The organism is Pseudomonas tensinigenes (assembly GCF_014268445.2).
GTDB classification, from domain to species: domain Bacteria; phylum Pseudomonadota; class Gammaproteobacteria; order Pseudomonadales; family Pseudomonadaceae; genus Aquipseudomonas; species Aquipseudomonas tensinigenes.
The window spans coordinates 5137391-5159142 of sequence record NZ_CP077089.1 but is presented as its reverse complement, the minus strand read 5'-3'; the positions used below and the strand labels follow the sequence as shown (position 1 = coordinate 5159142).

18 protein-coding genes are annotated in these 21752 nt (G+C 58.0%); 9 read left to right on the top strand and 9 right to left on the bottom strand.

The features are described 5' to 3' along the window. From HU718_RS22840 to HU718_RS22830, 3 genes are all read right to left on the bottom strand, one after another. Window positions 1-1464 (bottom strand): site-specific integrase, encoded by a 1464-nt coding sequence (locus HU718_RS22840; RefSeq protein WP_186614663.1) that lies wholly within the window; start codon window positions 1462-1464, stop codon window positions 1-3. Continuing rightward, window positions 1461-2648, bottom strand: coding sequence for a tyrosine-type recombinase/integrase (locus HU718_RS22835; RefSeq protein ID WP_186614665.1), 1188 nt, complete (start codon window positions 2646-2648; stop codon window positions 1461-1463). The genes HU718_RS22840 and HU718_RS22835 overlap by 4 nt, the downstream gene beginning before the upstream one ends. Window positions 2649-2838: 190 nt before the next feature. Further along, a complete protein-coding gene (locus HU718_RS22830) occupies window positions 2839-5733 on the bottom strand; it encodes a ribonucleoside-diphosphate reductase subunit alpha (RefSeq protein ID WP_186614667.1) in 2895 nt (964 codons plus the stop codon). 874 nt (window positions 5734-6607) lie between these two features. Between HU718_RS22830 and HU718_RS22825 the strand changes: the two genes are divergently transcribed. Then, window positions 6608-7330: a response regulator gene (locus HU718_RS22825; protein ID WP_186614669.1), complete on the top strand. Its 723-nt coding sequence runs from the start codon at window positions 6608-6610 to the stop codon at window positions 7328-7330. Further along, the gene (locus tag HU718_RS22820; RefSeq protein ID WP_186614671.1) at window positions 7327-8937 is read left to right on the top strand and encodes an ATP-binding protein; all 1611 of its coding nucleotides are present in this window, start codon (window positions 7327-7329) and stop codon (window positions 8935-8937) included. The genes HU718_RS22825 and HU718_RS22820 overlap by 4 nt, the downstream gene beginning before the upstream one ends. A 116-nt stretch (window positions 8938-9053) precedes the next feature. Here the strand turns inward: HU718_RS22820 and HU718_RS22815 are convergent, their stop codons facing one another. Beyond that, a complete protein-coding gene (locus HU718_RS22815; protein ID WP_186614673.1) occupies window positions 9054-9779 on the bottom strand; it encodes a 4'-phosphopantetheinyl transferase family protein in 726 nt (241 codons plus the stop codon). A 150-nt stretch (window positions 9780-9929) separates the two neighbouring features. Further along, window positions 9930-10721, bottom strand: coding sequence for a dienelactone hydrolase family protein (locus HU718_RS22810; protein WP_150707448.1), 792 nt, complete (start codon window positions 10719-10721; stop codon window positions 9930-9932). 143 nt (window positions 10722-10864) lie between these two features. Here HU718_RS22810 and HU718_RS22805 point away from each other — a divergent pair, with 143 nt between their 5' ends. From HU718_RS22805 to HU718_RS22795, 3 genes are all read left to right on the top strand, one after another. Continuing rightward, window positions 10865-11467: a putative outer membrane beta-barrel protein gene (locus tag HU718_RS22805; protein ID WP_095051104.1), complete on the top strand. Its 603-nt coding sequence runs from the start codon at window positions 10865-10867 to the stop codon at window positions 11465-11467. Between the two features lie 149 nt (window positions 11468-11616). After that, window positions 11617-12294: a response regulator transcription factor gene (locus HU718_RS22800; protein WP_016987432.1), complete on the top strand. Its 678-nt coding sequence runs from the start codon at window positions 11617-11619 to the stop codon at window positions 12292-12294. Then, window positions 12291-13637, top strand: a complete 1347-nt coding sequence (locus tag HU718_RS22795) for an ATP-binding protein (protein ID WP_016987433.1) — start codon at window positions 12291-12293, stop codon at window positions 13635-13637. Before HU718_RS22800 ends, HU718_RS22795 begins: the two co-directional genes overlap by 4 nt. Before the next feature lie 330 nt (window positions 13638-13967). On the opposite strand, the gene HU718_RS22790 is transcribed toward HU718_RS22795, so the two are convergent. Further along, complete coding sequence (locus HU718_RS22790; protein WP_150795127.1) at window positions 13968-14966, bottom strand: AraC family transcriptional regulator; 999 nt, start codon at window positions 14964-14966, stop codon at window positions 13968-13970. Between the two features lie 351 nt (window positions 14967-15317). Between HU718_RS22790 and HU718_RS22785 the strand changes: the two genes are divergently transcribed. Both HU718_RS22785 and HU718_RS22780 read left to right on the top strand, forming a co-directional pair. Continuing rightward, window positions 15318-16652, top strand: a complete 1335-nt coding sequence (locus tag HU718_RS22785) for a dicarboxylate/amino acid:cation symporter (protein ID WP_095123044.1) — start codon at window positions 15318-15320, stop codon at window positions 16650-16652. A 145-nt stretch (window positions 16653-16797) separates the two neighbouring features. Beyond that, entirely contained in the window at window positions 16798-17979 is a 1182-nt protein-coding gene (locus tag HU718_RS22780; RefSeq protein WP_150731641.1) for a CaiB/BaiF CoA transferase family protein, read from the top strand. Between the two features lie 110 nt (window positions 17980-18089). On the opposite strand, the gene HU718_RS22775 is transcribed toward HU718_RS22780, so the two are convergent. Both HU718_RS22775 and HU718_RS22770 read right to left on the bottom strand, forming a co-directional pair. Further along, window positions 18090-18584, bottom strand: coding sequence for a SprT family zinc-dependent metalloprotease (locus HU718_RS22775; protein ID WP_186614675.1), 495 nt, complete (start codon window positions 18582-18584; stop codon window positions 18090-18092). 127 nt (window positions 18585-18711) lie between these two features. Beyond that, window positions 18712-19314 carry a Yip1 family protein gene (locus HU718_RS22770; protein ID WP_016773629.1) on the bottom strand — a complete coding sequence of 201 codons (603 nt, stop codon included), beginning with the start codon at window positions 19312-19314 and terminating at the stop codon, window positions 18712-18714. A 288-nt stretch (window positions 19315-19602) separates the two neighbouring features. Between HU718_RS22770 and ttcA the strand changes: the two genes are divergently transcribed. Both ttcA and HU718_RS22760 read left to right on the top strand, forming a co-directional pair. Beyond that, window positions 19603-20427 (top strand): tRNA 2-thiocytidine(32) synthetase TtcA, encoded by an 825-nt coding sequence (gene ttcA, locus HU718_RS22765; RefSeq protein WP_038367448.1) that lies wholly within the window; start codon window positions 19603-19605, stop codon window positions 20425-20427. A gap of 134 nt (window positions 20428-20561) precedes the next feature. After that, window positions 20562-21236, top strand: a complete 675-nt coding sequence (locus tag HU718_RS22760) for a DNA-3-methyladenine glycosylase I (protein ID WP_034155801.1) — start codon at window positions 20562-20564, stop codon at window positions 21234-21236. A 90-nt stretch (window positions 21237-21326) separates the two neighbouring features. On the opposite strand, the gene HU718_RS22755 is transcribed toward HU718_RS22760, so the two are convergent. Continuing rightward, window positions 21327-21752, bottom strand: coding sequence for a DUF2069 domain-containing protein (locus HU718_RS22755; protein WP_150706568.1), 426 nt, complete (start codon window positions 21750-21752; stop codon window positions 21327-21329).

Here is a 21752-nt window from a genome sequence, read left to right as displayed (position 1 = left end):
TCAAGACACTGCCTCAGTCATCCTGCTATCCCGCACTGTAATAATTTGCTGAATAGCTGCCATAGCATTGTGATTGATCTGCTGGATACGTGGCTCGGTTTCAACTTTTTGATCCTCAATCAACGTGACCATCAGGGTTTCCCAAGGAGCATTAATCAAGGGTTCAAAATATGGGCATGACAGGCAGGCGATAGGGGCGTGCTGGTGGCATTCAGCGCGAGTTCCGCAAGCGCCCAGCGTCTCGCCAGTCAACCGTAGATAGTCAGCAATAACGCATTCGCCATCTCCTGCACGGCTAGCCTCATCGAGATGCTCAATCAGACGCCCCTGGAAGGCGCTGGCGAAGTAATCCATCTCTTTACCGACCGCCTGCCTGATTGGCTTCTGAAGTTGCGGCATTGAAGCTCTGTAGAACTTGATGCATGAGGTGCTCCGGTGAGTGAGCAGCCTAGCTACTTCCGCATCGGATGCACCTTGTGCCAAAGCGCGAGTGGCCATGGTATAACGGAATCTGTAGGCCGTAATGTGGATCGGGCCTTCAAGACGCTCCGAATATGTCGGAAGCATCGCGAGAGTTCTGGTAGCGAGTATGCCCAACTCGTTTGGCGTGCCGCCGAATAGCGGATCAGTATCGGTGGATTGAGAGTTGGCATAGATATCCAAATACCTGATCAAGCACTCAGCCAAAACTGTGGGAGCCTTTCTGATCCAGTATTCGCTGGAAATGAGCCCCTCTCCTTTGGCCAGCGGTATTCGAAGAGTGACCTCCATTCCTGCTCTATCGTGAATTATTACGTCCCCACGGGTCATCCGTGCGGCCTGTACCGGCCTTACACCTGTGCCAATGAAAAACCAGCAGACAGTGTATTCATATACAGAGACCTTTTTGCGTGCGTAACCTTCATTTAGGCAGAGGTGAATGTTGTGGAGCTCCTGATTGGTCAGCGCGCCCTTTTCAGGATCGTTCGTAATCAGTGTGTAGTATGAACCGCCACCTTTCTGCTCCCACTTATGCTCGTTTTCTAAAAAGTTGGCAACTTCATCCGATAGCCCAAGCAAAGAGTATTCTTTGACTCGGCGAAGGGTTGGAATAATAAAAGCCCTATACGATGGTTTGATACTCAGGATGCTGCTGATTTCTTTCAGAGTTACGGTAGTGCAACTTGAATTTTCTTCGTGAGACAGCCAAACACGCAATGCTTGGCTGGTTGTTGATACGTAGCTAAGGCTATGTGTTGAAAGAATTGTTGATAAACATGCAAAGAGGCTAACGTGTAAAGCATTGCGCGAATTTAAAATGTCAAAGTGGATAGGGCATGACTTCCTGTCTCTATCATGGATAGTGAGCTTTACACCCAATGATACTTCCACCGTGCGTCCGTCAAGTAATACGATCCGTTTGTTATAGATGGTTTCAGTGCTGCAGCCGCTCTCCGGGGGTAAAGCGGTTGTGATAGTTCTCATGTCGCCTTACCTGCAATTTCGTTCGCTAGCTCTTCAGCGATTTTGTTTGCCTTCTCGCGAATCGACCGCGCTGCATACCTTGAGGCCAGTTGGGACTCATTCGACCATCCATTGTTGTGAATACGAATTTTCTTTTCCTCTTCGGCAGAAATACGCTTCTCAGGCGGCATCGCGTCGATTTTCCTGCTCAGCCTGTCGTTCCATGTTCTACGCATGGAATGAGGTGCAAGGTAGTCTGGTATTGCGGCGGAGCTTTCTCTGGCTACTTGGAACATCAGGTTTATGGCAGACTCGGAAATTTGATTTCCGGTACGTGTGATAAACAAGTAGCCGTGAGAGCGCTTGCTGACAGGGATTTTGCTCCAGTGGTCTTTCACAAAGGTACGATAGACATCAGCCGTTTTCTGCGAAATGACGAGGCTTCGTGGACGCGTTTTTGAAACCCGAACCATCACTCTCTTGCGGGCATAATCTACGTCTTCTACGCGCACATATCTCAGCTCGTTACGGCGCATTCCGTTGTCCGAGAAAATTCGGTACATCAGGTAATTTCTCGTCTGGATAAACCCTTTCTTGAATGGGTTCTCAGCTGTGCCAGGAGTGAAGGCACCATCGACCTTGATCATCACCGTTTCAGGCAAGCCCTCAACGGGGTCTCCTTGAGGCGTAGTCCCTGTTCGAGGGGCTAGAGCTCGAAACCTCTTGATCGCCTGTTCACGAGCTTGTTTAAGATTGATCTGACCGCTAGGTAGTGCTTGGTTACACAAACGCTCGTGATAGTGATCAAAGAATCTGGCAATCGTTTGAATTCGATAGCCGCCGTCCTCTGCCGATGCATGAGTGTTTGACTTAGTATCAGCCATCCTTCCACGCACCTTCTCCAATCGAGTGATCTTCTGCGGTTTTACCGAGTTCGCTACTTGTACCTCAGAATCCTGCCCCTGCCGACTCATCCTCAGGAAGTTAGCCAAGTCTTCGCACTGTTCGAGGGAGAGGAATGTCTCTGAAAGCATCGCTGCGTGAAGATCTATCGATCTGGCGCGTGCCCATAGGTAGGCCATACCAATAGTGCGCAATACCTTTCCGGTGGTAGTTAGAGCAGCACCCCTATCACGGTATTTGATGGTTGCGTACACATTTGGAAGGAAGAGAGGAGAGCCATCCTCATCTACCAAGACAGCCATAGGCAGGCCATCTGTAGCAGTGAATGATCTTAGTCGGAAAGCTTTCAATGTATACGTTTTCCATAACCTGTGATTTCAGGCTTTGGAGTATAGGGAGAGCAAATTTTTCTGTAAACAAAAAAACCCCCTGAGAATCAGGGGGTTGATGGATAGTTCTAGATGAATGTATACGTTTATTTGTACCTGGCTGTCATTGGCAAGCTTCGCAATCCGGCTCGTCGATCGCGCAAGCCTTTGGCACTGGAGCAGGACCGGCAGGAGCCGCCAGAACCGAATCGTCGCCGTGGTTGCCGCCGCTGGAAACAGCGTTCAGCTTGCTGGTGCTGATGGTCGACTTCTCGGTGCTGGTCGCAGCCAGGGCACGGAGGTAGTAAGTGGTTTTCAGACCACGGTACCAGGCCATGCGGTAGGTCACGTCGAGCTTCTTGCCCGATGCGCCGGCGATGTACAGGTTCAGCGACTGGGCCTGGTCGATCCACTTCTGACGACGGCTGGCCGCGTCAACGATCCACTTGGTGTCCACTTCGAACGCGGTCGCGTAGAGCTCTTTGAGCTCTTGCGGGATGCGCTCGATCTGCTGAACCGAACCGTCGTAGTACTTCAGGTCGTTGATCATGACCGAGTCCCACAGACCGCGAGCTTTCAGGTCGCGAACCAGGTACGGGTTGATCACGGTGAATTCGCCCGACAGGTTCGATTTCACATAGAGGTTCTGGTAGGTCGGTTCGATCGACTGCGAGACGCCAGTGATGTTGGCGATGGTCGCGGTCGGTGCGATGGCCATGATGTTCGAGTTACGAATGCCTTTCTGTACACGGGCGCGAACCGGTGCCCAGTCGAGGGTTTCGTTCAGGTCGACATCGATGTACTTCTGGCCACGTTGCTCGATCAGGATCTGTTGCGAATCCAGCGGCAGGATGCCTTTGGACCACAGCGAACCCTGGAACGTCTCGTAAGCGCCACGCTCGTCAGCCAGGTCGCAGGAGGCCTGGATCGCGTAGTAGCTGACCGCTTCCATCGACTTGTCGGCGAACTCGACGGCAGCGTCGGAACCGTAAGGGATGTGCTGCAGGTACAAAGCGTCCTGGAAGCCCATGATGCCCAGACCGACCGGACGGTGCTTGACGTTGGAGTTCTTCGCTTGCGGCACCGAGTAGTAGTTGATGTCGATCACGTTATCGAGCATGCGCACGGCGGTGTTCACGGTGCGTTGCAGCTTGGCGGTGTCCAGCTTGCCATCCACGATGTGGTTCGGCAGGTTGATCGAACCCAGGTTGCAAACGGCGATCTCGTCCTTGTTGGTGTTCAAGGTGATCTCGGTGCACAGGTTCGAGCTGTGAACCACGCCGACGTGCTGCTGCGGGCTGCGCAGGTTGCACGGGTCTTTGAAGGTCAGCCATGGGTGGCCGGTTTCAAACAGCATGGAGAGCATTTTGCGCCACAGGTCTTTGGCCTGGATGGTCTTGAACAGTTTGACCTTGCCTGGGTATTCGGTCAGGGCTTCGTAGTACTCGTAGCGCTCTTCGAAGGCTTTACCGGTCAGGTCGTGCAGGTCCGGCACTTCGGATGGCGAGAACAGGGTCCACTTGCCGTCATCGAAGACACGCTTCATGAACAGGTCAGGGATCCAGTTGGCGGTGTTCATGTCGTGGGTACGACGACGATCATCACCGGTGTTCTTGCGGAGTTCGATGAACTCTTCGATGTCCATGTGCCAGGTTTCCAGGTAGGCACACACAGCGCCTTTGCGCTTGCCACCCTGGTTAACGGCTACGGCGGTGTCGTTCACTACTTTGAGGAACGGAACCACGCCTTGCGACTTGCCGTTGGTGCCCTTGATGTACGAACCCAGTGCACGCACCGGCGTCCAGTCGTTGCCCAGGCCGCCAGCGAATTTCGACAACATGGCGTTGTCGTGGATCGCGTGGTAGATGCCCGAGAGGTCATCCGGCACGGTAGTCAGGTAGCAGCTCGACAGTTGTGGACGCAGGGTACCGGCGTTGAACAGGGTCGGGGTCGACGACATGTAGTCGAAGGACGACAGCAGGTTGTAGAACTCGATCGCACGGTCTTCTTTCTGCTTCTCTTCGATCGCCAGGCCCATGGCCACGCGCATGAAGAAGATCTGTGGCAGTTCGAAACGAATACCATCCTTGTGGATGAAGTAACGGTCGTACAGGGTTTGCAGGCCCAGGTAGGTGAATTGCTGATCACGCTCGTGGTTGATCGCCTTGCCCAGTTTTTCCAGGTCGAAGGAGGCCAGCACAGGGTTCAGCAGTTCGAACTCGATACCTTTGGCGATGTAAGCCGGCAGTGCCTTGGCGTACAGGTCAGCCATTTCGTGGTGAGTGGCGCTTTCGGCCACACCGAGGAAGCCCAGGCCTTCGGCACGCAGGGTGTCCATCAGCAGGCGGGCGGTCACGAACGAGTAGTTCGGCTCACGCTCAACCAGGGTACGCGCGGTCATTACCAGCGCGGTGTTGACGTCGGTCAGGGCCACGCCGTCGTAGAGGTTTTTCAGGGTTTCGCGCTGGATCAGGTCGCCGTCGACTTCTTCCAGACCTTCGCACGCTTCGGTGACGATGGTGTTCAGACGACCCATGTCCAGCGGCGCCAGGCTACCGTCGGCACGGGTGATGCGGATCGACGGGTGCGCGTTGACCGCTTCTTCGGCCGGTGCGTGGGCAGCGCGTTCTTTCGAACGACCGTCACGGTAGATCACGTAGTCGCGAGCAACTTTCTGCTCACCGGCACGCATCAGGGCCAGTTCGACCTGGTCCTGGATTTCTTCGATGTGGATGGTGCCACCCGACGGCATGCGACGCTTGAAGGTTGCGGTGACCTGTTCGGTCAGACGCGCAACGGTGTCATGGATTCGCGACGAAGCGGCAGCGGTGCCGCCTTCAACTGCGAGGAACGCTTTGGTGATAGCGACGGTGATCTTGTCATCGGTGTAAGGAACGACAGTGCCATTGCGCTTGATCACGCGCAGTTGACCAGGCGCGGTGGCTGCCAGATCCGAATTCGAATCAGCGGCCTGCGGCAAGGTGCCCTGCGGGTTCTCGCGAGTTGTGTCGGTTTGCATGGGGGGTGGTCTCCACATTCTCTATGTTTGTTTGGCACCGTCATGGTGCTCACCGTTCTGTACCGAAGCACTGCAACCGACAAGCGTCGGCGTAACAACTTCGGAACAGTAGGAAAAAGGCTTGTAACGCCGCATCCTTGCCGAAGTCTTTGGCGCCGAACCAAGGCTCGAGCCAAACTCCTTCCAGGGTGACAGTAATGACTGCAACACCCGTACCGTTCCGGTCGTTTCCGGCCTAAAAAACGGTGCCATCCGCAAGTGCGGTTTGGGCTTTGAAAAACTTGCTTGGTTCAACCGGAAACTGGCAATAAAGCACTTGAGTTTCAGGCCCTAAATGTGGTTGGGCGTTTGAGCGGAAAACCCTATATGTAGGGTCTCTCCTTGCGCCGTGCTACAAGATAATGCGTTTCAAGGGTGCTTGCAACGTACTAGCTGTGGATAAACCTGTGCGTAAATTGTGTAAGAAATCCGGAATTCGCGTGTAGGCCGCGAACCTGCTGAGCTAGACCGTCTGTCACTGTTTTTTCACCGCGAAAAACGCTTTAGCGGATTTTTAAGGGCGCGAACCCTATCACAAAAAACCGCCTCGTCCGAACGCATTTACCGACTTGTGTTCTGGCTGTACGCCGTTTATACAATCGGCCCATGTGCAGGCATTGTTATCCTCCAGAAACATGACAAAAGGACGGGAGGATCACGCTAAATATCGCATACCCCTGTAGGAGCTGCCGAAGGCTGCGATCTTTTGATCCTGATCTTGAAAAGCAAGATCAAAAGATCGCAGCCTCGTTTCACTCGACAGCTCCTACAGGGGATTGTGTGTCCGGGCAATCGCCTTCCTTTTATTAATAACAATAGAAAGCAGAGGTCACCGGTGGAGCAACAAGCCTTTCAGGTATTGATCGTCGAGGATGACCAGCGACTGGCCGAACTGACGCGCGACTACTTGCAAGCCAATGGACTGCGCGTGGACATCGAAGGCAACGGTGCGCTGGCAGCGGCGCGGATCATCGGCGAGCAGCCGGACCTGGTGATCCTCGACCTGATGCTGCCCGGTGAAGACGGCTTGAGCATCTGCCGCAAGGTGCGCAATCAATACGACGGGCCGATCCTGATGCTCACCGCGCGCACCGACGATGCCGATCAGATCCAAGGCCTCGACCTCGGTGCCGACGATTACGTGTGCAAACCGGTGCGCCCACGTCTGTTGCTGGCGCGCATTCAAGCCTTGCTGCGACGTAGCGACACACCTGAACCGGTGGCAGAGAAATCCCGTCGCCTGCAGTTCGGTCCGTTGGTGGTCGACGACGCCTTGCGCGAGGCATGGCTGAGCGACAACGGCATCGAGCTGACCAGCGCCGAATTCGATCTGCTCTGGCTGCTGGTGTCCAACGCCGGGCGCATTCTGTCCCGCGAAGAAATCTTCACCGCACTACGCGGCATTGGTTACGACGGTCAGGACCGTTCGATCGATGTGCGCATTTCGCGCATCCGCCCGAAAATCGGCGACGACCCCGACCATCCACGCCTGATCAAGACCATCCGCAGCAAAGGCTACCTGTTCGTCCCGGAAGCCTGCGTAGACCTGCCGCTGTGAACTCGATCTTCCTGCGCATCTACGGCGGCATGTGCGCAGCGATCATTCTGGTGGCGGTGCTCGGCGTGCTCGCGTTGAACCTGCTCAACCAGGTGCGCAGCGAGCAGTACCGCGAACGTCTGGCCCACGGCACGTTCTCGCTGATGGCCGGCAACCTGCAACCGATGAACGAAACCGAACGGCATCGGGCGTTGCTGGTGTGGGAGCGGTTGCTGGGGATTCCGCTGGCGCTGAAGAAGTTTGCCGAAACCGATCTCGATCTGTCCCAGCGCACCCGCGTGCAGCGTGGTCAGGCGCTGGTCGAGCAGACCGGACCGCACGCGGCGAAGGTTTACCGGATGGTCAGCGACAAAGAGCAGCTCGTGCTGGTTGGGGAAGTACAACAGATCAGCGAGCAACTGGCGCGCGCGACCATTTACCTGCTGGCCGATGAGCTGGTGCGCGTACCGGTCGGCGAGCAGCCCAAGCGCCTTGCACAGATAAAGGAAGAGAAGGGCTTCGGTTTCGATCTGCGCCTGGTCACGGTGAACGACGCTGACATGGACGAAGACCAGAGTCGCCGCGTGGCCGAAGGCGACACGGTGATGGCATTGGGCAAGGGCGGCGACTCGATCCGCGTATTTGCCGGCATGGTCGGCACGCCATGGGTACTGGAAATCGGGCCGTTGTATCAGATGAACCCGTATCCGCCGGAATGGCTGGTGCTGATTGCGGCGCTCGGCCTGACCCTGATCGGCCTCATCGTTTATCTGTTGGTGCGTCAGCTCGAGCGGCGTTTGCGTGGCCTTGAAGCAGCGGCCACGCGGATTGCCAAGGGCAGCCTGGAAACCCGTGTGCCGGCGCGCGGTGCCGATTCGGTCGGACGTCTGGCGTCGGCGTTCAACGGTATGGCCGAGCACTTGCAACAGTTGCTGGCGATCCAGCGCGAACTGGTGCGCGCGGTGTCCCACGAATTGCGCACGCCGGTGGCGCGCCTGCGTTTCGGTCTGGAAATGATCGGCTCGGCGACCACGCCGCAAGCGTTGGAAAAGTACCGCGAGGGCATGGATCACGACATCGAAGACCTCGATAAGCTGGTCGACGAGATGCTCACCTATGCGCGACTGGAGCAAGGTTCGCCGGCGCTGACCTTCCAGCGCATCGACCTGGATGCCTTGGTCAATCAAGTGATCGAGGAGCTGGCGCCGTTGCGCGCCGAGGTCACCGTGCAGCGGGGATTGTGCTTGTCTGCTGCTGATAACGATGATGCCTGGGTGGAAGCCGAGCCGCGTTATCTGCATCGAGCGCTGCAGAATCTGGTGAGCAACGCCATGCGTCATGCGCGTTCTAGCGTGACGGTGAGTTATCAGGTCGGGCAATTGCGCTGTCGCGTCGACGTCGAGGATGACGGCCCGGGTGTACCGGAGGTCGCGTGGGAGCGGATTTTCACGCCGTTTCTGCGCCTGGATGACAGCCGTACAAGAGCATCGGGCGGGCATGGTCTGGGCTTGTCGATTGTGCGGCGGATCATTCACTGGCATGACGGCCGGGCGATCATTGGCAAGAGCAAGAGTCTGGGGGGGGCTTGTTTCAGCCTGAGTTGGCCGAGGAATCAGGAGCGCCGCTGAGTATTGTGTTGGCTCGGCAGGCCTCATCGCGAGCAGGCTCACTCCTACAGGGGAACGCATTCCAAATGTAGGAGTGAGCCTGCTCGCGATAGGGTCAGTGCCCGCACCACAAATCTTCAGGCCTGAATGCTGACCAGACTCAACAACTGCCCATCCTGCACCCCGAACTGCGCGTCCAGTTCAGTGCCGTTGTGCCACTCGGCCGACAAATCCGTCAGCAGCCGCAAGCGCACCTCACCCGCCTCAGTCCACTCCAGCACTTCAGCATGCTCGAAATAAAAGCGCTGCTGCACAATCGGATACAGCGCCTTGAACAGGCTCTCTTTCACCGAAAACGTCAGCGTCACCCACAACGCCAGCTGATCCCGCGATGCGGCCGTCATGCGCTGCATTTCTGCCGGCGTAAGGATTTCACCTGCAAGTCGCTCGGCGCGTTCAGTGTCGAGCAGGTTTTCCAGATCCATGCCCAAACCGCGCCAGTGCTGCTTGTTGGCAACAATCGCCGCCGCACGACCGGTGCTGTGGGTGATCGAGCCGCAGATATGCGCAGGCCATATCGGCGCGCGGTCTTCGCCAATCGCCGGCACCACGCTGCTGCCTTCCAATTGCTGCAACGCCGCACGGGCACAAATCCGCCCGGCGAGAAACTCGGCCTGACGCTTGGCCACCGAACGCTGAATGCTCGGCGGCGGCTCGATGGCACTACGGCGAAAGTCATCGCCAAGCAATTGAGCCGGATCGAAGTGAGTACTGAGCAGCACGGTATCAGGCAACACCGTCGGCAACGGCCAATGGCTGTCGAGCGCGGTGCAGCAGGCGGGGAGGGCGGGGGTGAGATTCATGGCGGGCATTTTGCCGGTTAGTCGCGGCAAGGTCGAGATCGGTGGTGCGGCTTTCGCGAGCAGGCTCGCTCCCACACTGGATCTATGCCGCCCAGTAGATCCCCTGTGGGAGCGAGCCTGCTCGCAAAGGCCGCGCCGCGGTGTCTCTGATCAGCTGAAGATTTTCTGCAAGAACGCTTTCATGTCCGCCCAGGATTTTTCATCCGCTGCCTTGTTGTACCCGATGTCCGGACCACCGTGCTCGCCATGGCTCAAGCGATCGGCATCCGGATTGGTGAAGCCATGCTTGGCACCGTCAAGGCTGACAAATTTATAGTCAGCCCCGGCCTTGTCCATTTCCGCCTTGAACGCCGTGACGTTATCCGCCGTAACCATGCTGTCCAGCGCGCCATGCTCGACCAGAATCTTCGCTTTCACACTGCCGGGCGTCGCCGGGGTTTTGGTTGCCAGCGCACCGTGGAAACTCACCACGCCCGCCAGCGGCTCTCCTTGGCGCGCCGCGTTCAGCACCACCGCACCGCCGAAGCAGTAACCGATGGCGGCAATTTTATTCACGTCGGTCTGCGGCTGCTTCTTCAACAAATCCAGCCCGGCCTCGAAGCGCTTGCTGGAAGCCGCCGCATCCTGGCTCGCGGCCTGCATGAACGCCATCGCGTCTTTCGGGTGCTCAGTGTTCTTGCCTTCGCCGTACATATCAATGGCCAGGGCGCTGTAGCCGAGTTCGGCCAAATTCCGCGCGCGGCGCTTGGCGTAATCGTTCAGGCCCCACCATTCATGCACCACGACGACACCCGGACGCTTGCCTTTGATGGCGTCGTCATAGGCGTAGTAGCCGATCAACTTTGTGCCATCGGCACTTTGGTAGGGAATTTCCTCGGTCTTGATCGCAGCCTGAGTAAGGCTGCTGACGGCCAGCAAGGTGAGGGCAAGGAACAGGCGCATGGTCGGATCTCCTGACAATAAAAGGTCAGATCAGCCTAGTTCATTTGGTTCAGGTCAGGTTCAGAGACGGTTCAGGGGCGGTACAGGGGGAGGTCAGTAACCTTGCGCCATACCCAAACAGCACTGTGAAAGAGGAAATACCCATGACTTTTAACAAACTGTTGCTGGCATTGACCGTAATGAGCGCCAGTATCGCGGCCCAGGCCGACACCACTTCCAACTTCGCCGGCCTGTCCTTCGGCCAGACCAGCGACAAGATCGACAAGTCCCACGCACTGAACAACAACCTCGACCACCCGAACGCCACTGGCGCGATCGACGGCAACAACACCTACGGCGTACGCCTCGGTCAGCAAAACAGCCAGGGTCGCTACTACGCCACCTACGACAACGTGTCGGGCTCGCACAATGGCATTAAACTGCGTCAGGAAAACCTGTTGGGCAGCTACGATCTGTTCTACCCAGTGGGCGGCAGCACCAAGTTGTTCGGCGGTGCAACGGCCGGTCTGACCAAACTGACTCAGGAGTCGCCAGGCTTTAGCCGCGACAGTGATATCGGTTATGCCGTCGGTGGTCAGTTGGGTGTGTTGCAACAAGTATCGCAAAACACTTCGGTCGAACTCGGTTACCGTTACCTGCGCAGCAACGCCAGCACCGAGATGAGCGAGCGCGGTGGCAGCAAGCAGGGCTCGCTGGATTTGACCAGCAGCGCGCAGACTTACCTGTCGGCTAACTACAATTTCTAAGGAGTTGCCAGCAGGTTCAATGTGGGAGCGAGCCTGCTCGCGAAAGCGCCGGTTCAGTCGATGAGATGTCGACTGAACCATCGCCTTCGCGAGCAGGCTCGCTCCCACAGGTGTGTGACTGGAGATTCTGATTTACCCGGGAGAGCGTTATGAAACTGTTGGTCGTCGAAGATGAAGCGCTGTTGCGCCATCACCTGCAAACCCGCCTGACGGAGAGCGGTCACGTGGTCGAGTCCGTGGCCAATGCCGAAGAGGCGCTGTACCAGACCGGACAGTTCAACTTTGACCTGGCGGTGATCGATCTCGGCCTGCCGGGCATGGGTGGTCTCGACCTGATTCGCCAGTTGCGCGCGGGCGGCAAGACCTTCCCGATCCTGATCCTCACCGCGCGCGGCAACTGGCAGGACAAGGTCGAAGGCCTCGCCGCCGGTGCCGACGATTACGTGGTCAAGCCGTTCCAGTTCGAAGAACTCGACGCACGCCTGAATGCCTTGCTGCGCCGTTCCAGCGGTTTCACCCAGTCGACCATCGTCGCCGGGCCGCTGTTGCTCGACCTCAATCGCAAACAGGCGACCCTCGACGAGCAACCGCTGGCACTGACCGCCTACGAGTACCGCATCCTTGAATATCTGATGCGTCATCACCAGCAAGTGGTGCCCAAGGATCGCTTGATGGAGCAGCTCTATCCGGATGACGACGAGCGCGATCCGAATGTCATCGAAGTGCTGGTCGGGCGCTTGCGCCGCAAACTTGAAGGCCCGGCCGGGTTCAAGCCGATCGACACCGTGCGCGGCCTCGGTTACCTGTTCAATGAGCGCTGCACTTGATTCGTTCTCTTCGCGTTCGCTTGATGCTCGCCGCCACCACGTTGGCGGTGTTGTTCATGCTCGCCTTGCTCCCGGCCATGCAAGGCGCGTTCAGCCTGGCGTTGCAGGATTCGATCGAACAACGCCTGGCCTCGGACGTCACCACGCTGATCTCTGCCGCACGCATCGAAAACGGTCGGCTAGTGATGCCCAATCAGTTGCCGGATGAGCGCTTCAATCTCACCGATTTCCGTTTGCTCGGCTACATCTACGATCGCGAAGGGCATCTGGTCTGGCGCTCGAAAGCCACCCAGGAAGAGCAGATCAACTACAAGCCGCGTTATGACGGCCTCGGCAATGAGTTCGCGCGGATTCGTGAAACCAACGGCCAGGAATTCTTTGTCTACGACGTCGAAGTCAAACTGCTCGGCGGCAAAAGCGCGGCGTTCAGCATCGTTGCCCTGCAACCGGTGCGCGAGTACGAAACCACTCTCGAAGGCCTGCGCGAAAATCTCTATCTGGGCTTCGGTGCAGCGTTGCTGGTGCTGCTGGCACTGCTATGGATCGGCCTGACCTGGGGTCTCAAAGCGCTGCGCCGGCTCAGTCAGGAGCTCGACGAAATCGAGGGCGGCACCCGGGAAAGTCTCACTGAACAACATCCGCGCGAGTTGCTGCGTCTGACCGGCTCGCTCAACCGCTTGCTGCACAGCGAGCGTCAGCAGCGCAGTCGTTATCGCGACTCTCTCGATGACTTGGCGCACAGCCTGAAAACCCCGTTGGCGGTGTTGCAAGGCGTCAGCGAGGACATGGCTCAACGTCCCGAAGAACGCGATCAGGCCTGGGTGCTGCAAAGCCAGATCGAACGCATGAGCCAGCAGATCAGCTATCAACTGCAACGGGCCAGTTTGCGCAAAAGCGGACTGGTGCGACACCAGGTGCGCTTGCAACCGGTGCTCAAAAGCCTGTGCGACACTCTCGACAAGGTGTACCGCGACAAGCATGTGCGCGTGGCCTTTGATCTGCCTGAGCACTGCTATGTGCCGATCGAGCAGGGTGCCTTGCTGGAGATGATGGGCAACTTGCTGGAAAACGCTTATCGCCTGTGTCTGGGCGAAGTGCGTATCAGCGTGCGTGAGACTCTGGCCGGGATTGAACTGTGCGTCGAAGATGACGGCCCGGGCGTACCACCGGATCAGCGGGCGCGGATTCTGGAACGTGGTGAACGACTGGATGCCCAGCATCCGGGGCAGGGGATCGGCTTGGCGGTGGTCAAGGACATTATCGAAAGCTACAACGCCAAGTTGGCCTTGGGCGATTCGCCGATGGGTGGGGCGGCGTTCAGGATTCATTTTCCGGCGGTGTGATCGCGAGTGCCCTCACCCCAGCCCTCCCGAAGCGTCGGACCGCCCAGAGGGAGAGGGGGTCGACCGAGGTGTCTGGCGTTATACATCGACCTGAAATAGCCAGTCGATTATGGATTCAGTAGCGATGTTTCAGGTCGGCGTACTTCTTGAGCATCCCTCAATTAGCCCCCTCTCCCTGAGGGTGTCTGGCGTTTTACATTGACTTGAAATAGCCAGTCGATTTTGGATTCAGTAGAGAGCGTTCAGGTCGGCGTACATCTTGAACATCCCCCAATCAGTCCCCTCTCCCTCCGGGAGAGGGTTAGGGTGAGGGGCTTTTGATTTATAGCCTCATTGCTCCTGCGCCCGATAAGCCCCCGGCGTCAGCCCCGTCCACTTCTTGAACGCCCGGTGAAACGCCGACGGCTCGGAAAACCCGAGCTGCTCGGCAATCTGCTGCAACGACAGATCAGCCCGGCTCAAATGATAAATGGCGATATCCCGCCGCAACTGATCCTTCAACTCCTGAAAACTCGTGCCTTCCTCACGCAAGTGCCGGCGCAAGGTCTGCGGGCTGATGTGCAAGTGTGCCGCCACCGCGTCCAGATCCGGCCAATTTGCAGTGTCACGGCTGAGCAAGCGGCGCAGACGGCTGCTCAGACTGTCGCCGTCGTCCGGACGTGAGAGCAGGTCGGCGGGGGAGCGTTCGAGGAAGTGTTTGAGCGTGCGTTCGTCCTGCAGCAGCGGCATAGACAGATAGCGGCTGTGGAATAAAAGGCTGCTTTGCTCGGTGCCGAAGGTCAGCGGGCAGGGAAACAGCAGATCGTATTCGGCACCATGCTCGGGGCGCGGATAGCTGAAGCTCGCCTGTTCGAGGCGAATCCGCTGGCCGATCAGCCAACTGCCGAGGCGATGCCAGATCACCAGCAGGCTCTCAGTGAGAAAGTGATCGGGATCCCACAATTGTGAATCGTCGAGGCTCAGGCGCACCCATTCGTCTTCGCGCGTCAGGCTCAGGCGCGGGGCTTCGGGGAATAGGCTATAAAACAATAAGCCGCGTTGCAGGGCTTTTTCCAGATTGCGGCAGTGAATCGAGGCATGGCACATCATGGCGAAACTGCCGGGTTTGCTTGGTGCGTTGCCAAAACCCAGGTATTCGTCGTCCAGCGCCAGCCACAGGCCCTGAATCAACCGGGTGAATTGTTCCGGGGCAATGCGCGCGCGTGGCTCATCGAGCAGCTCCGGGCTGATGCCCAGTTGCAACAGCAGGCCGGAGTAATCGAACCCTTGGCGGCGTGCGCCACCGAGGGCGGCACGGGCGAAATGACTGGCAATGGTGCGTTCGCGCATAAACGGCAGATCCTTCCTCAGGCGCCGGATGGTAGCCGGCGGCTGGACACGCCTACAAGGCGGATTTCCGCCAAATTGTAGGACGAGAAGCGGCGAGTTGGCGGAAATCCGCCACACTTGAGTCACCGAATGGTGACATCCATGCAGCTGTAATCCCTGATATCAAAAGGCTTGCAGGCAATCGCACCAAAGTGGCACGACGTTTGCGATACAAGCCACAGAAGCGTGCGTTTGGCCCTGATGGAAAACGCTGCTCCAACAACAAATCCCTCCAGTGCAGGAGGGTTCGCAATTAAGGTTTCGCGGCCAACAGATGGATGTTGCCACGCGGGACGCTTGAGGAAACCTGCAATGACGACTCGTCAGCCACTGTACAAATCCCTGTATTTCCAGGTGATCGTTGCCATCGCCATCGGCATCCTGCTTGGTCACTTCTACCCTCAGACCGGTGTGGCCCTCAAGCCGCTGGGTGACGGGTTCATCAAACTGATCAAAATGGTCATCGCCCCGATCATCTTCTGTACCGTTGTCAGCGGCATCGCCGGCATGCAGAACATGAAATCCGTGGGCAAGACTGGCGGCTACGCGCTGCTGTACTTCGAAATTGTTTCCACCATTGCCCTGCTGATCGGTCTGATCGTGGTCAACGTTGTGCAACCGGGCGCCGGCATGCACATCGACGTCACCACCCTGGACGCCTCGAAAATCGCCACTTATGTGACGGCCAGTAAAGACCAGAGCATTGTCGGTTTCCTCCTCAATGTAATCCCGAACACCATCGTCGGCGCGTTCGCCACCGGTGACATCCTGCAAGTGCTGATGTTCTCGGTGATCTTCGGCTACGCCCTGCATCGCTTGGGTTCGTACGGTCGTCCGCTGCTGGACATGATCGATCGCTTCGCCCACGTGATGTTCAACATCATCAACATGATCATGAAACTGGCGCCGCTGGGTGCTTTCGGCGCGATGGCCTTCACCATCGGTGCCTACGGCGTCGGCTCGCTGGTGCAACTGGGCCAGTTGATGATCTGCTTCTACATCACCTGCATCCTGTTCGTGGTGGTGGTGCTGGGTGCGATCTGCCGTGCTCACGGTTTCAGCGTGTTTAAACTGGTGCGTTACATCCGTGAAGAGCTGTTGATCGTACTGGGCACGTCCTCCTCGGAATCGGCACTGCCACGCATGCTGATCAAGATGGAGCGTCTGGGCGCGAAGAAATCCGTCGTGGGTCTGGTGATCCCGACCGGTTACTCGTTCAACCTCGACGGTACTTCGATCTACCTGACCATGGCGGCCGTGTTCATCGCTCAGGCGACCGACACCCACATGGACATCACCCACCAGATCACTCTGCTGCTGGTATTGCTGCTGTCCTCCAAAGGCGCGGCTGGCGTGACCGGTTCGGGCTTCATCGTGCTGGCCGCGACCCTGTCGGCGGTAGGTCACCTGCCGGTGGCCGGTCTGGCGCTGATCCTCGGTATCGACCGCTTTATGTCCGAAGCCCGCGCACTGACCAACCTGGTCGGTAACGCGGTAGCCACCATCGTGGTTGCCAAGTGGGTCAAGGAACTGGATACCGATCAGCTGCAAACCGAGCTGGCCTCGGGCGGCCGCGGTATCGCTGATACCCGTCCGGAAGATGATCTGGGTGTGGCTGAAGGCCCAACCCCAAGCAATGTGAAGTAAGCACTGCTTGCCTGGAAAAACCCGCTTCGGCGGGTTTTTTCTTGCCTGCGATTTGAGCGTAACGGTCACACCCGCTGACATTTCCGGTGATTGCCGTAGGCGGTATCGCTGCCTAGGCTGAGTGCATCGCCCAAGGAGTTCGCCCATGTCCGCACCGCTGGCCTCACTGAAAATCCTCGATTTCTCAACATTGCTACCCGGGCCATTCGCCTCGCTGTTGCTGGCGGACATGGGCGCTGAAGTGCTGCGCATCGAATCGCCGACGCGCATGGACCTGCTGCGGGTATTGCCGCCGCATGATGGCGGAGTCTCGGCCAGTCACGCCTACCTCAATCGCAACAAGCGCAGCCTGGCGCTGGATTTGAAGCAGCCCGAAGCTCTGGAAGTGGTCAAGCAGTTGCTGGGCGATTACGACATCGTGTTGGAACAGTTTCGCCCCGGTGTGATGGAACGTCTGGGTCTGGGTTATGACGCGCTGAAGGCGATCAATCCGAAGCTGATCTACGTGTCGATCACCGGTTACGGCCAGACCGGGCCGTACAAGGATCGCGCCGGGCATGACATCAACTATCTGGCGCTGGCCGGGCTTTCCAGTTACACCGGGCGCGCCGACAGCGGCCCGTTGCCGCTGGGCATGCAAGTGGCGGATGTCGCCGGTGGTTCGCTGCATGGGGTGATCGGCTTGTTGGCGGCGGTGATTGCGCGGCAGCAGAGCGGGCAGGGCACGCATCTGGATGTGAGCATGACCGATTGCGCATTCAGCCTGAATGCCATGGCCGGTTCCGGCTATCTGGCTTGCGGCGAAGAACCAGCGTGGGAGGATCAGATGCTCAATGGCGGTAGTTTTTACGATTATTACCGATCCCGTGATGGCCGCTGGATGTCGGTAGGCAGTCTGGAGCCGGGGTTCATGCAGCAACTGTGTACGGCGCTGGGGCGGCCGGATTTGGCGGCGCAGGGTTTGTCGCCCAAGCCTGAGCAGCAGCGGGCGTTGAAATACGCGCTGACGGTGGAGTTCGAAAAGCATGACTTTGCCGAACTGTGCGAAATGTTTGCCGGGATCGATGCGTGTGTCGAGCCGGTGTTGAGTCTGGGTGAGGCGGTGCGCCATCCGCAGTTGCAGGCTCGGAAACTGGTGACGCAGGTGCCGCGCGGGGATGGCACGACGCAGGCGCAAATGGCCTGTCCGTTGAAGTTTTCCAAAGCGTTGCCGGCGCCGCGGCATGTTGGCGCGGTGTTGGGGCAGCATACGGATCAGGTGTTGGCGGAGTTGGGGCTTAGTGCTGAGCGGATTGCCGAATTGCGTGCTTCCAAAGTGATTCTCTAGTGCCTGTACCGGCTCCTTCGCGAGCAGGCTCGCTCCCACAGTGGGCCGCATTCCAAATGTGGGAGCGAGCCTGCTCGCGAAGGGGCCGGCACAGGCACCGCAAATCCGGGCTATTCGACGCGCATCTCACCACTGAACACCAAGGTATTCCGGCAGCGCCGACACAAATACCGCCGCCCCTGCCGCACCAGACTATGGCGCTGCGCCGAAAACGGAAAATCGCTGTCCGCGCACGGGCATTTGTAGATATAGCGGGTCACGCTGCGGCGTTTGATTGCATAGGTGTGGCAGCGATCCGGCGGCAGTTCGTAAACGCCGCGCATGATCAATTGCCATTCCTCGCCATGCGGCTGGATACGGTCGCCGAACAGCTGATGGGCGATCAGGTGCGCGACTTCGTGGGCCACGGTCTGCTTGAGGAAGTGTTCGGTGTTTTCCCGGTACAGCTGCGGATTGAAGCGCAGCAGATTCTCGTGCAGATGCGCGACACCGGCTTTTTGCCCGCGCAGCTTGAGGCTGACGACAGGGCGTGGGAAAGAACGTTTGAAAAAGGATTCAGCGAGTTGGTAACAGTCTTCGACGCGGGTATTGAGTTGCTCGGGCATGCTTGATGGATCTCCAGAGGCGTCGAGTATGCCGCAACCCTGTGGACTTGCGAATCGCCGAGCTGCCGAATGGTCATCCTTGAAACGACAAGGCCGCCTTGCGGCGGCCTGTGATCAGCCTGTCGAGTCAGTTCGTATACACAGGCCCGACGCCCAGCCCCCAGACAATCACGGTGAATGCCATGATGGCGACCAGCACCACCAGACCCACCGCCAGCACCGAACTGGAAAACAGGAAGCCCTCGTCCGACGGAATATTCATGAACGTCGGCAGCCCAACGTACAACAGATAAACCGTGTAGCAGATGGCCGCTGTGCCGACGATCATCCCCAGCCACATATGCGGATACAGCGCCGCCAGACCGCCGACGAACAACGGTGTCGCGGTATAAGTGGCAAATGCGACACAACGGGCCAGACTCGGGTTGGCGTCATAGGTACGCGCCATCCAGTGCACGAAGGCACCCATGACCGCGACGCCGCCGAGCATGGCCAGGTACGACATGATCGTCATCCACAGTGCGCTTTCAAAGGTCAGCATCACCGGCGCGCGGTTACCGATCACCCAGCCGACCTGAGTAGTGCCGATAAACGCCGAGACAGCGGGGATCGCCGCCAGAATCAACGTGTGGGTGAGGTACATGTGGCTGATGCTTTCCTCTTGGTCGCCACGGATTTCCTTCCATTCCTGATCGGGGTGGGTAAAAAGTCCCACTACGTGATGGATCATGCCAGTCACTCCTCTTGTTATTGCCATCGCCCCCCAGCGGAGCGCCTACGGGCCAAGGTGGCCGAGCAAATACAGGTCTTCAGATGTGTGCGACCTTATGTCGCAGTATAGAAAGGTCTTACCCGCACAGGTATTAGGGGCTTAGAGCAAATCGCGCTGTAAACAGGGCGGGTAATCGCCTCGGGGTCTGTTAACCCGTTGTCGGCTGACCGCGACAACCTGTGCCCACAACGCCGGGGTTTTTGCGTAAAATGCCGGCCTTTCGTCACACCTCACGGATTTCGCGTCATGGGCACTCTTACGGTCAACCAGAACAAACTGCAAAAGCGCCTGCGCCGCCTGGCCGGCGAAGCGGTTGCTGACTTCAACATGATTGAAGACGGCGACAAGGTCATGGTCTGCCTGTCCGGGGGCAAGGACAGCTACACCATGCTCGACGTGCTCCTGCACCTGCAGAAGGTTGCCCCGATCAAGTTCGAGATCGTCGCGGTGAACATGGACCAGAAGCAGCCGGGGTTCCCAGAGCATGTGCTGCCGGCCTATCTGAAAGAGCTGGGCGTCGAGTACCACATCGTCGAGAAAGACACCTATTCGGTGGTCAAGGAACTGATCCCGGAAGGCAAGACCACCTGCTCGCTGTGTTCGCGCCTGCGTCGCGGCACGCTGTACACCTTTGCCGATGAAATCGGTGCGACGAAAATGGCCCTCGGTCATCACCGCGACGACATCGTCGAGACGTTCTTCCTCAACATGTTCTTCAACGGTTCGCTTAAAGCCATGCCGCCGAAGCTGCGCGCCGATGACGGCCGCAACGTGGTGATTCGTCCACTGGCGTACTGCAACGAGAAAGACATTCAGGCGTACTCGGATTTGAAGGAGTTCCCGATCATCCCGTGCAACCTCTGCGGTTCGCAGGAAAACCTGCAACGTCAGGTGGTCAAGGAAATGCTTCTGGACTGGGAGCGCAAGACCCCCGGTCGAACTGAAAGCATCTTCCGCAGTCTGCAGAACGTGATCCCGTCGCAACTGGCCGATCGCAACCTGTTCGACTTCACCAGCCTGAAGATCGACGAGACCGCGGCTTCGCGCTTCGTTAACGTCGTCAACCTGTAAACAACTTCAAATGTGGGAGCGAGCCTGCTCGCGAAAGCGGTGTGTCATTCAACTGATTTGTTGACTGAGACTCCCACTTCGCGAGCAGGCTCGCTCCCACGTTGGTTTCTTCGCTTCATTCAATAGGAGAGGGCATGCGCGATTACAAGTGGCTGCACGAATACTGTCTGAACCGCTTCGGTTCGGCGGCTGAACTGGAAGCCCATCTGCCCGTTCCCAAAACCCCGGCGCAACTGCGCAAGATCAGCGACGACCGCTACCTCTCGACCATGGCCCTGCGCGTGTTCCGTGCCGGCCTCAAGCACAGCCTGGTCGACGCCAAGTGGCCGGCCTTCGAAGAAGTGTTCTTCAAGTTCGACCCGGAAAAAGTCGTGCTGATGAGCGCCGAACACCTTGAGCGTCTGATGCAGGACGCGCGGATCATTCGCCATCTCGGCAAACTGAAAAGCGTGCCGCGCAATGCGCAGTTCATTCTCGATGTGGAGAAGGAGAAGGGCAGTTTCGGTGCGCTGATTGCCGACTGGCCGGTGACCGATATCGTCGGTTTATGGACGTACCTGAAAAAGCACGGCCATCAACTGGGCGGGCTGTCGGCACCGCGGTTTTTGCGCATGGTTGGCAAGGACACGTTCGTGCCGAGCTACGACGTGGTCGCGGCGCTGAATGCACAGAAGATTGTCGACAAGGTGCCGACCAGTCTGCGCGATCTGGCGATCGTGCAGGATGTGTTCAACCAGTGGCACGAACAGAGTGGCGGGCGGGCGATGAGCCAGATTTCGATGATGCTCGCTTACACCGTTAACCATTAACACCGCGTCGCCCCATTCGCGAGCAGGCTCGTTCCCACAGTTTGGAATGCTTTCCCCTGTGGGAGCGAGCCTGCTCGCGAAGGCGTCCGTTTAGGCGACGGAGATCTCGCCTTCACCTGCCAACTTGCGATTCAGCTGATACCGCCACCGCACATACAGCAGCGCCGAGCAGAACACCGCCAGGCTCGCAACCATCTCCAGCACGCCAAACCACTGCCGGTTCGGGTCATACGCCGCCAGTGCGCCCTTGATGAAATACAGATTCACCACAAAACACATCCATGAATGCCCACGGGCGCTGCCCATGATCATCGCCGGCGCAAGGACAATCCACGGGATCAACTCGACCAGCAGAATCACCCACGGCCGTGCACCATGCAGGTCGGCGAAGACCAGATAGTACGCAGCGAGCAATCCGGCCAAAGCGAAAAAGCTCAGCAGGCTGACAACCCGCATCGCTTTCACGCGCGGCTCAAGCCACTCGACACTCGGCAGAATCTTCGGCTTCTTCGCCAT

Coding starts and splice junctions, on each gene's coding strand:
- HU718_RS22790 (WP_150795127.1), bottom strand. CDS start 14,966: ATGCGCGAACGCACCATTGCCAGTCATTTCGCCCGTGCCGCCCTCGGT.
- HU718_RS22785 (WP_095123044.1), top strand. CDS start 15,318: ATGACGACTCGTCAGCCACTGTACAAATCCCTGTATTTCCAGGTGATC.
- HU718_RS22835 (WP_186614665.1), bottom strand. CDS start 2,648: ATGGCTGTCTTGGTAGATGAGGATGGCTCTCCTCTCTTCCTTCCAAAT.
- HU718_RS22770 (WP_016773629.1), bottom strand. CDS start 19,314: ATGATCCATCACGTAGTGGGACTTTTTACCCACCCCGATCAGGAATGG.
- HU718_RS22780 (WP_150731641.1), top strand. CDS start 16,798: ATGTCCGCACCGCTGGCCTCACTGAAAATCCTCGATTTCTCAACATTG.
- HU718_RS22800 (WP_016987432.1), top strand. CDS start 11,617: ATGAAACTGTTGGTCGTCGAAGATGAAGCGCTGTTGCGCCATCACCTG.
- ttcA (WP_038367448.1), top strand. CDS start 19,603: ATGGGCACTCTTACGGTCAACCAGAACAAACTGCAAAAGCGCCTGCGC.
- HU718_RS22830 (WP_186614667.1), bottom strand. CDS start 5,733: ATGCAAACCGACACAACTCGCGAGAACCCGCAGGGCACCTTGCCGCAG.
- HU718_RS22810 (WP_150707448.1), bottom strand. CDS start 10,721: ATGCGCCTGTTCCTTGCCCTCACCTTGCTGGCCGTCAGCAGCCTTACT.
- HU718_RS22815 (WP_186614673.1), bottom strand. CDS start 9,779: ATGAATCTCACCCCCGCCCTCCCCGCCTGCTGCACCGCGCTCGACAGC.
- HU718_RS22760 (WP_034155801.1), top strand. CDS start 20,562: ATGCGCGATTACAAGTGGCTGCACGAATACTGTCTGAACCGCTTCGGT.
- HU718_RS22755 (WP_150706568.1), bottom strand. CDS start 21,752: ATGGCGAAGAAGCCGAAGATTCTGCCGAGTGTCGAGTGGCTTGAGCCG.
- HU718_RS22775 (WP_186614675.1), bottom strand. CDS start 18,584: ATGCCCGAGCAACTCAATACCCGCGTCGAAGACTGTTACCAACTCGCT.
- HU718_RS22840 (WP_186614663.1), bottom strand. CDS start 1,464: ATGAGAACTATCACAACCGCTTTACCCCCGGAGAGCGGCTGCAGCACT.
- HU718_RS22805 (WP_095051104.1), top strand. CDS start 10,865: ATGACTTTTAACAAACTGTTGCTGGCATTGACCGTAATGAGCGCCAGT.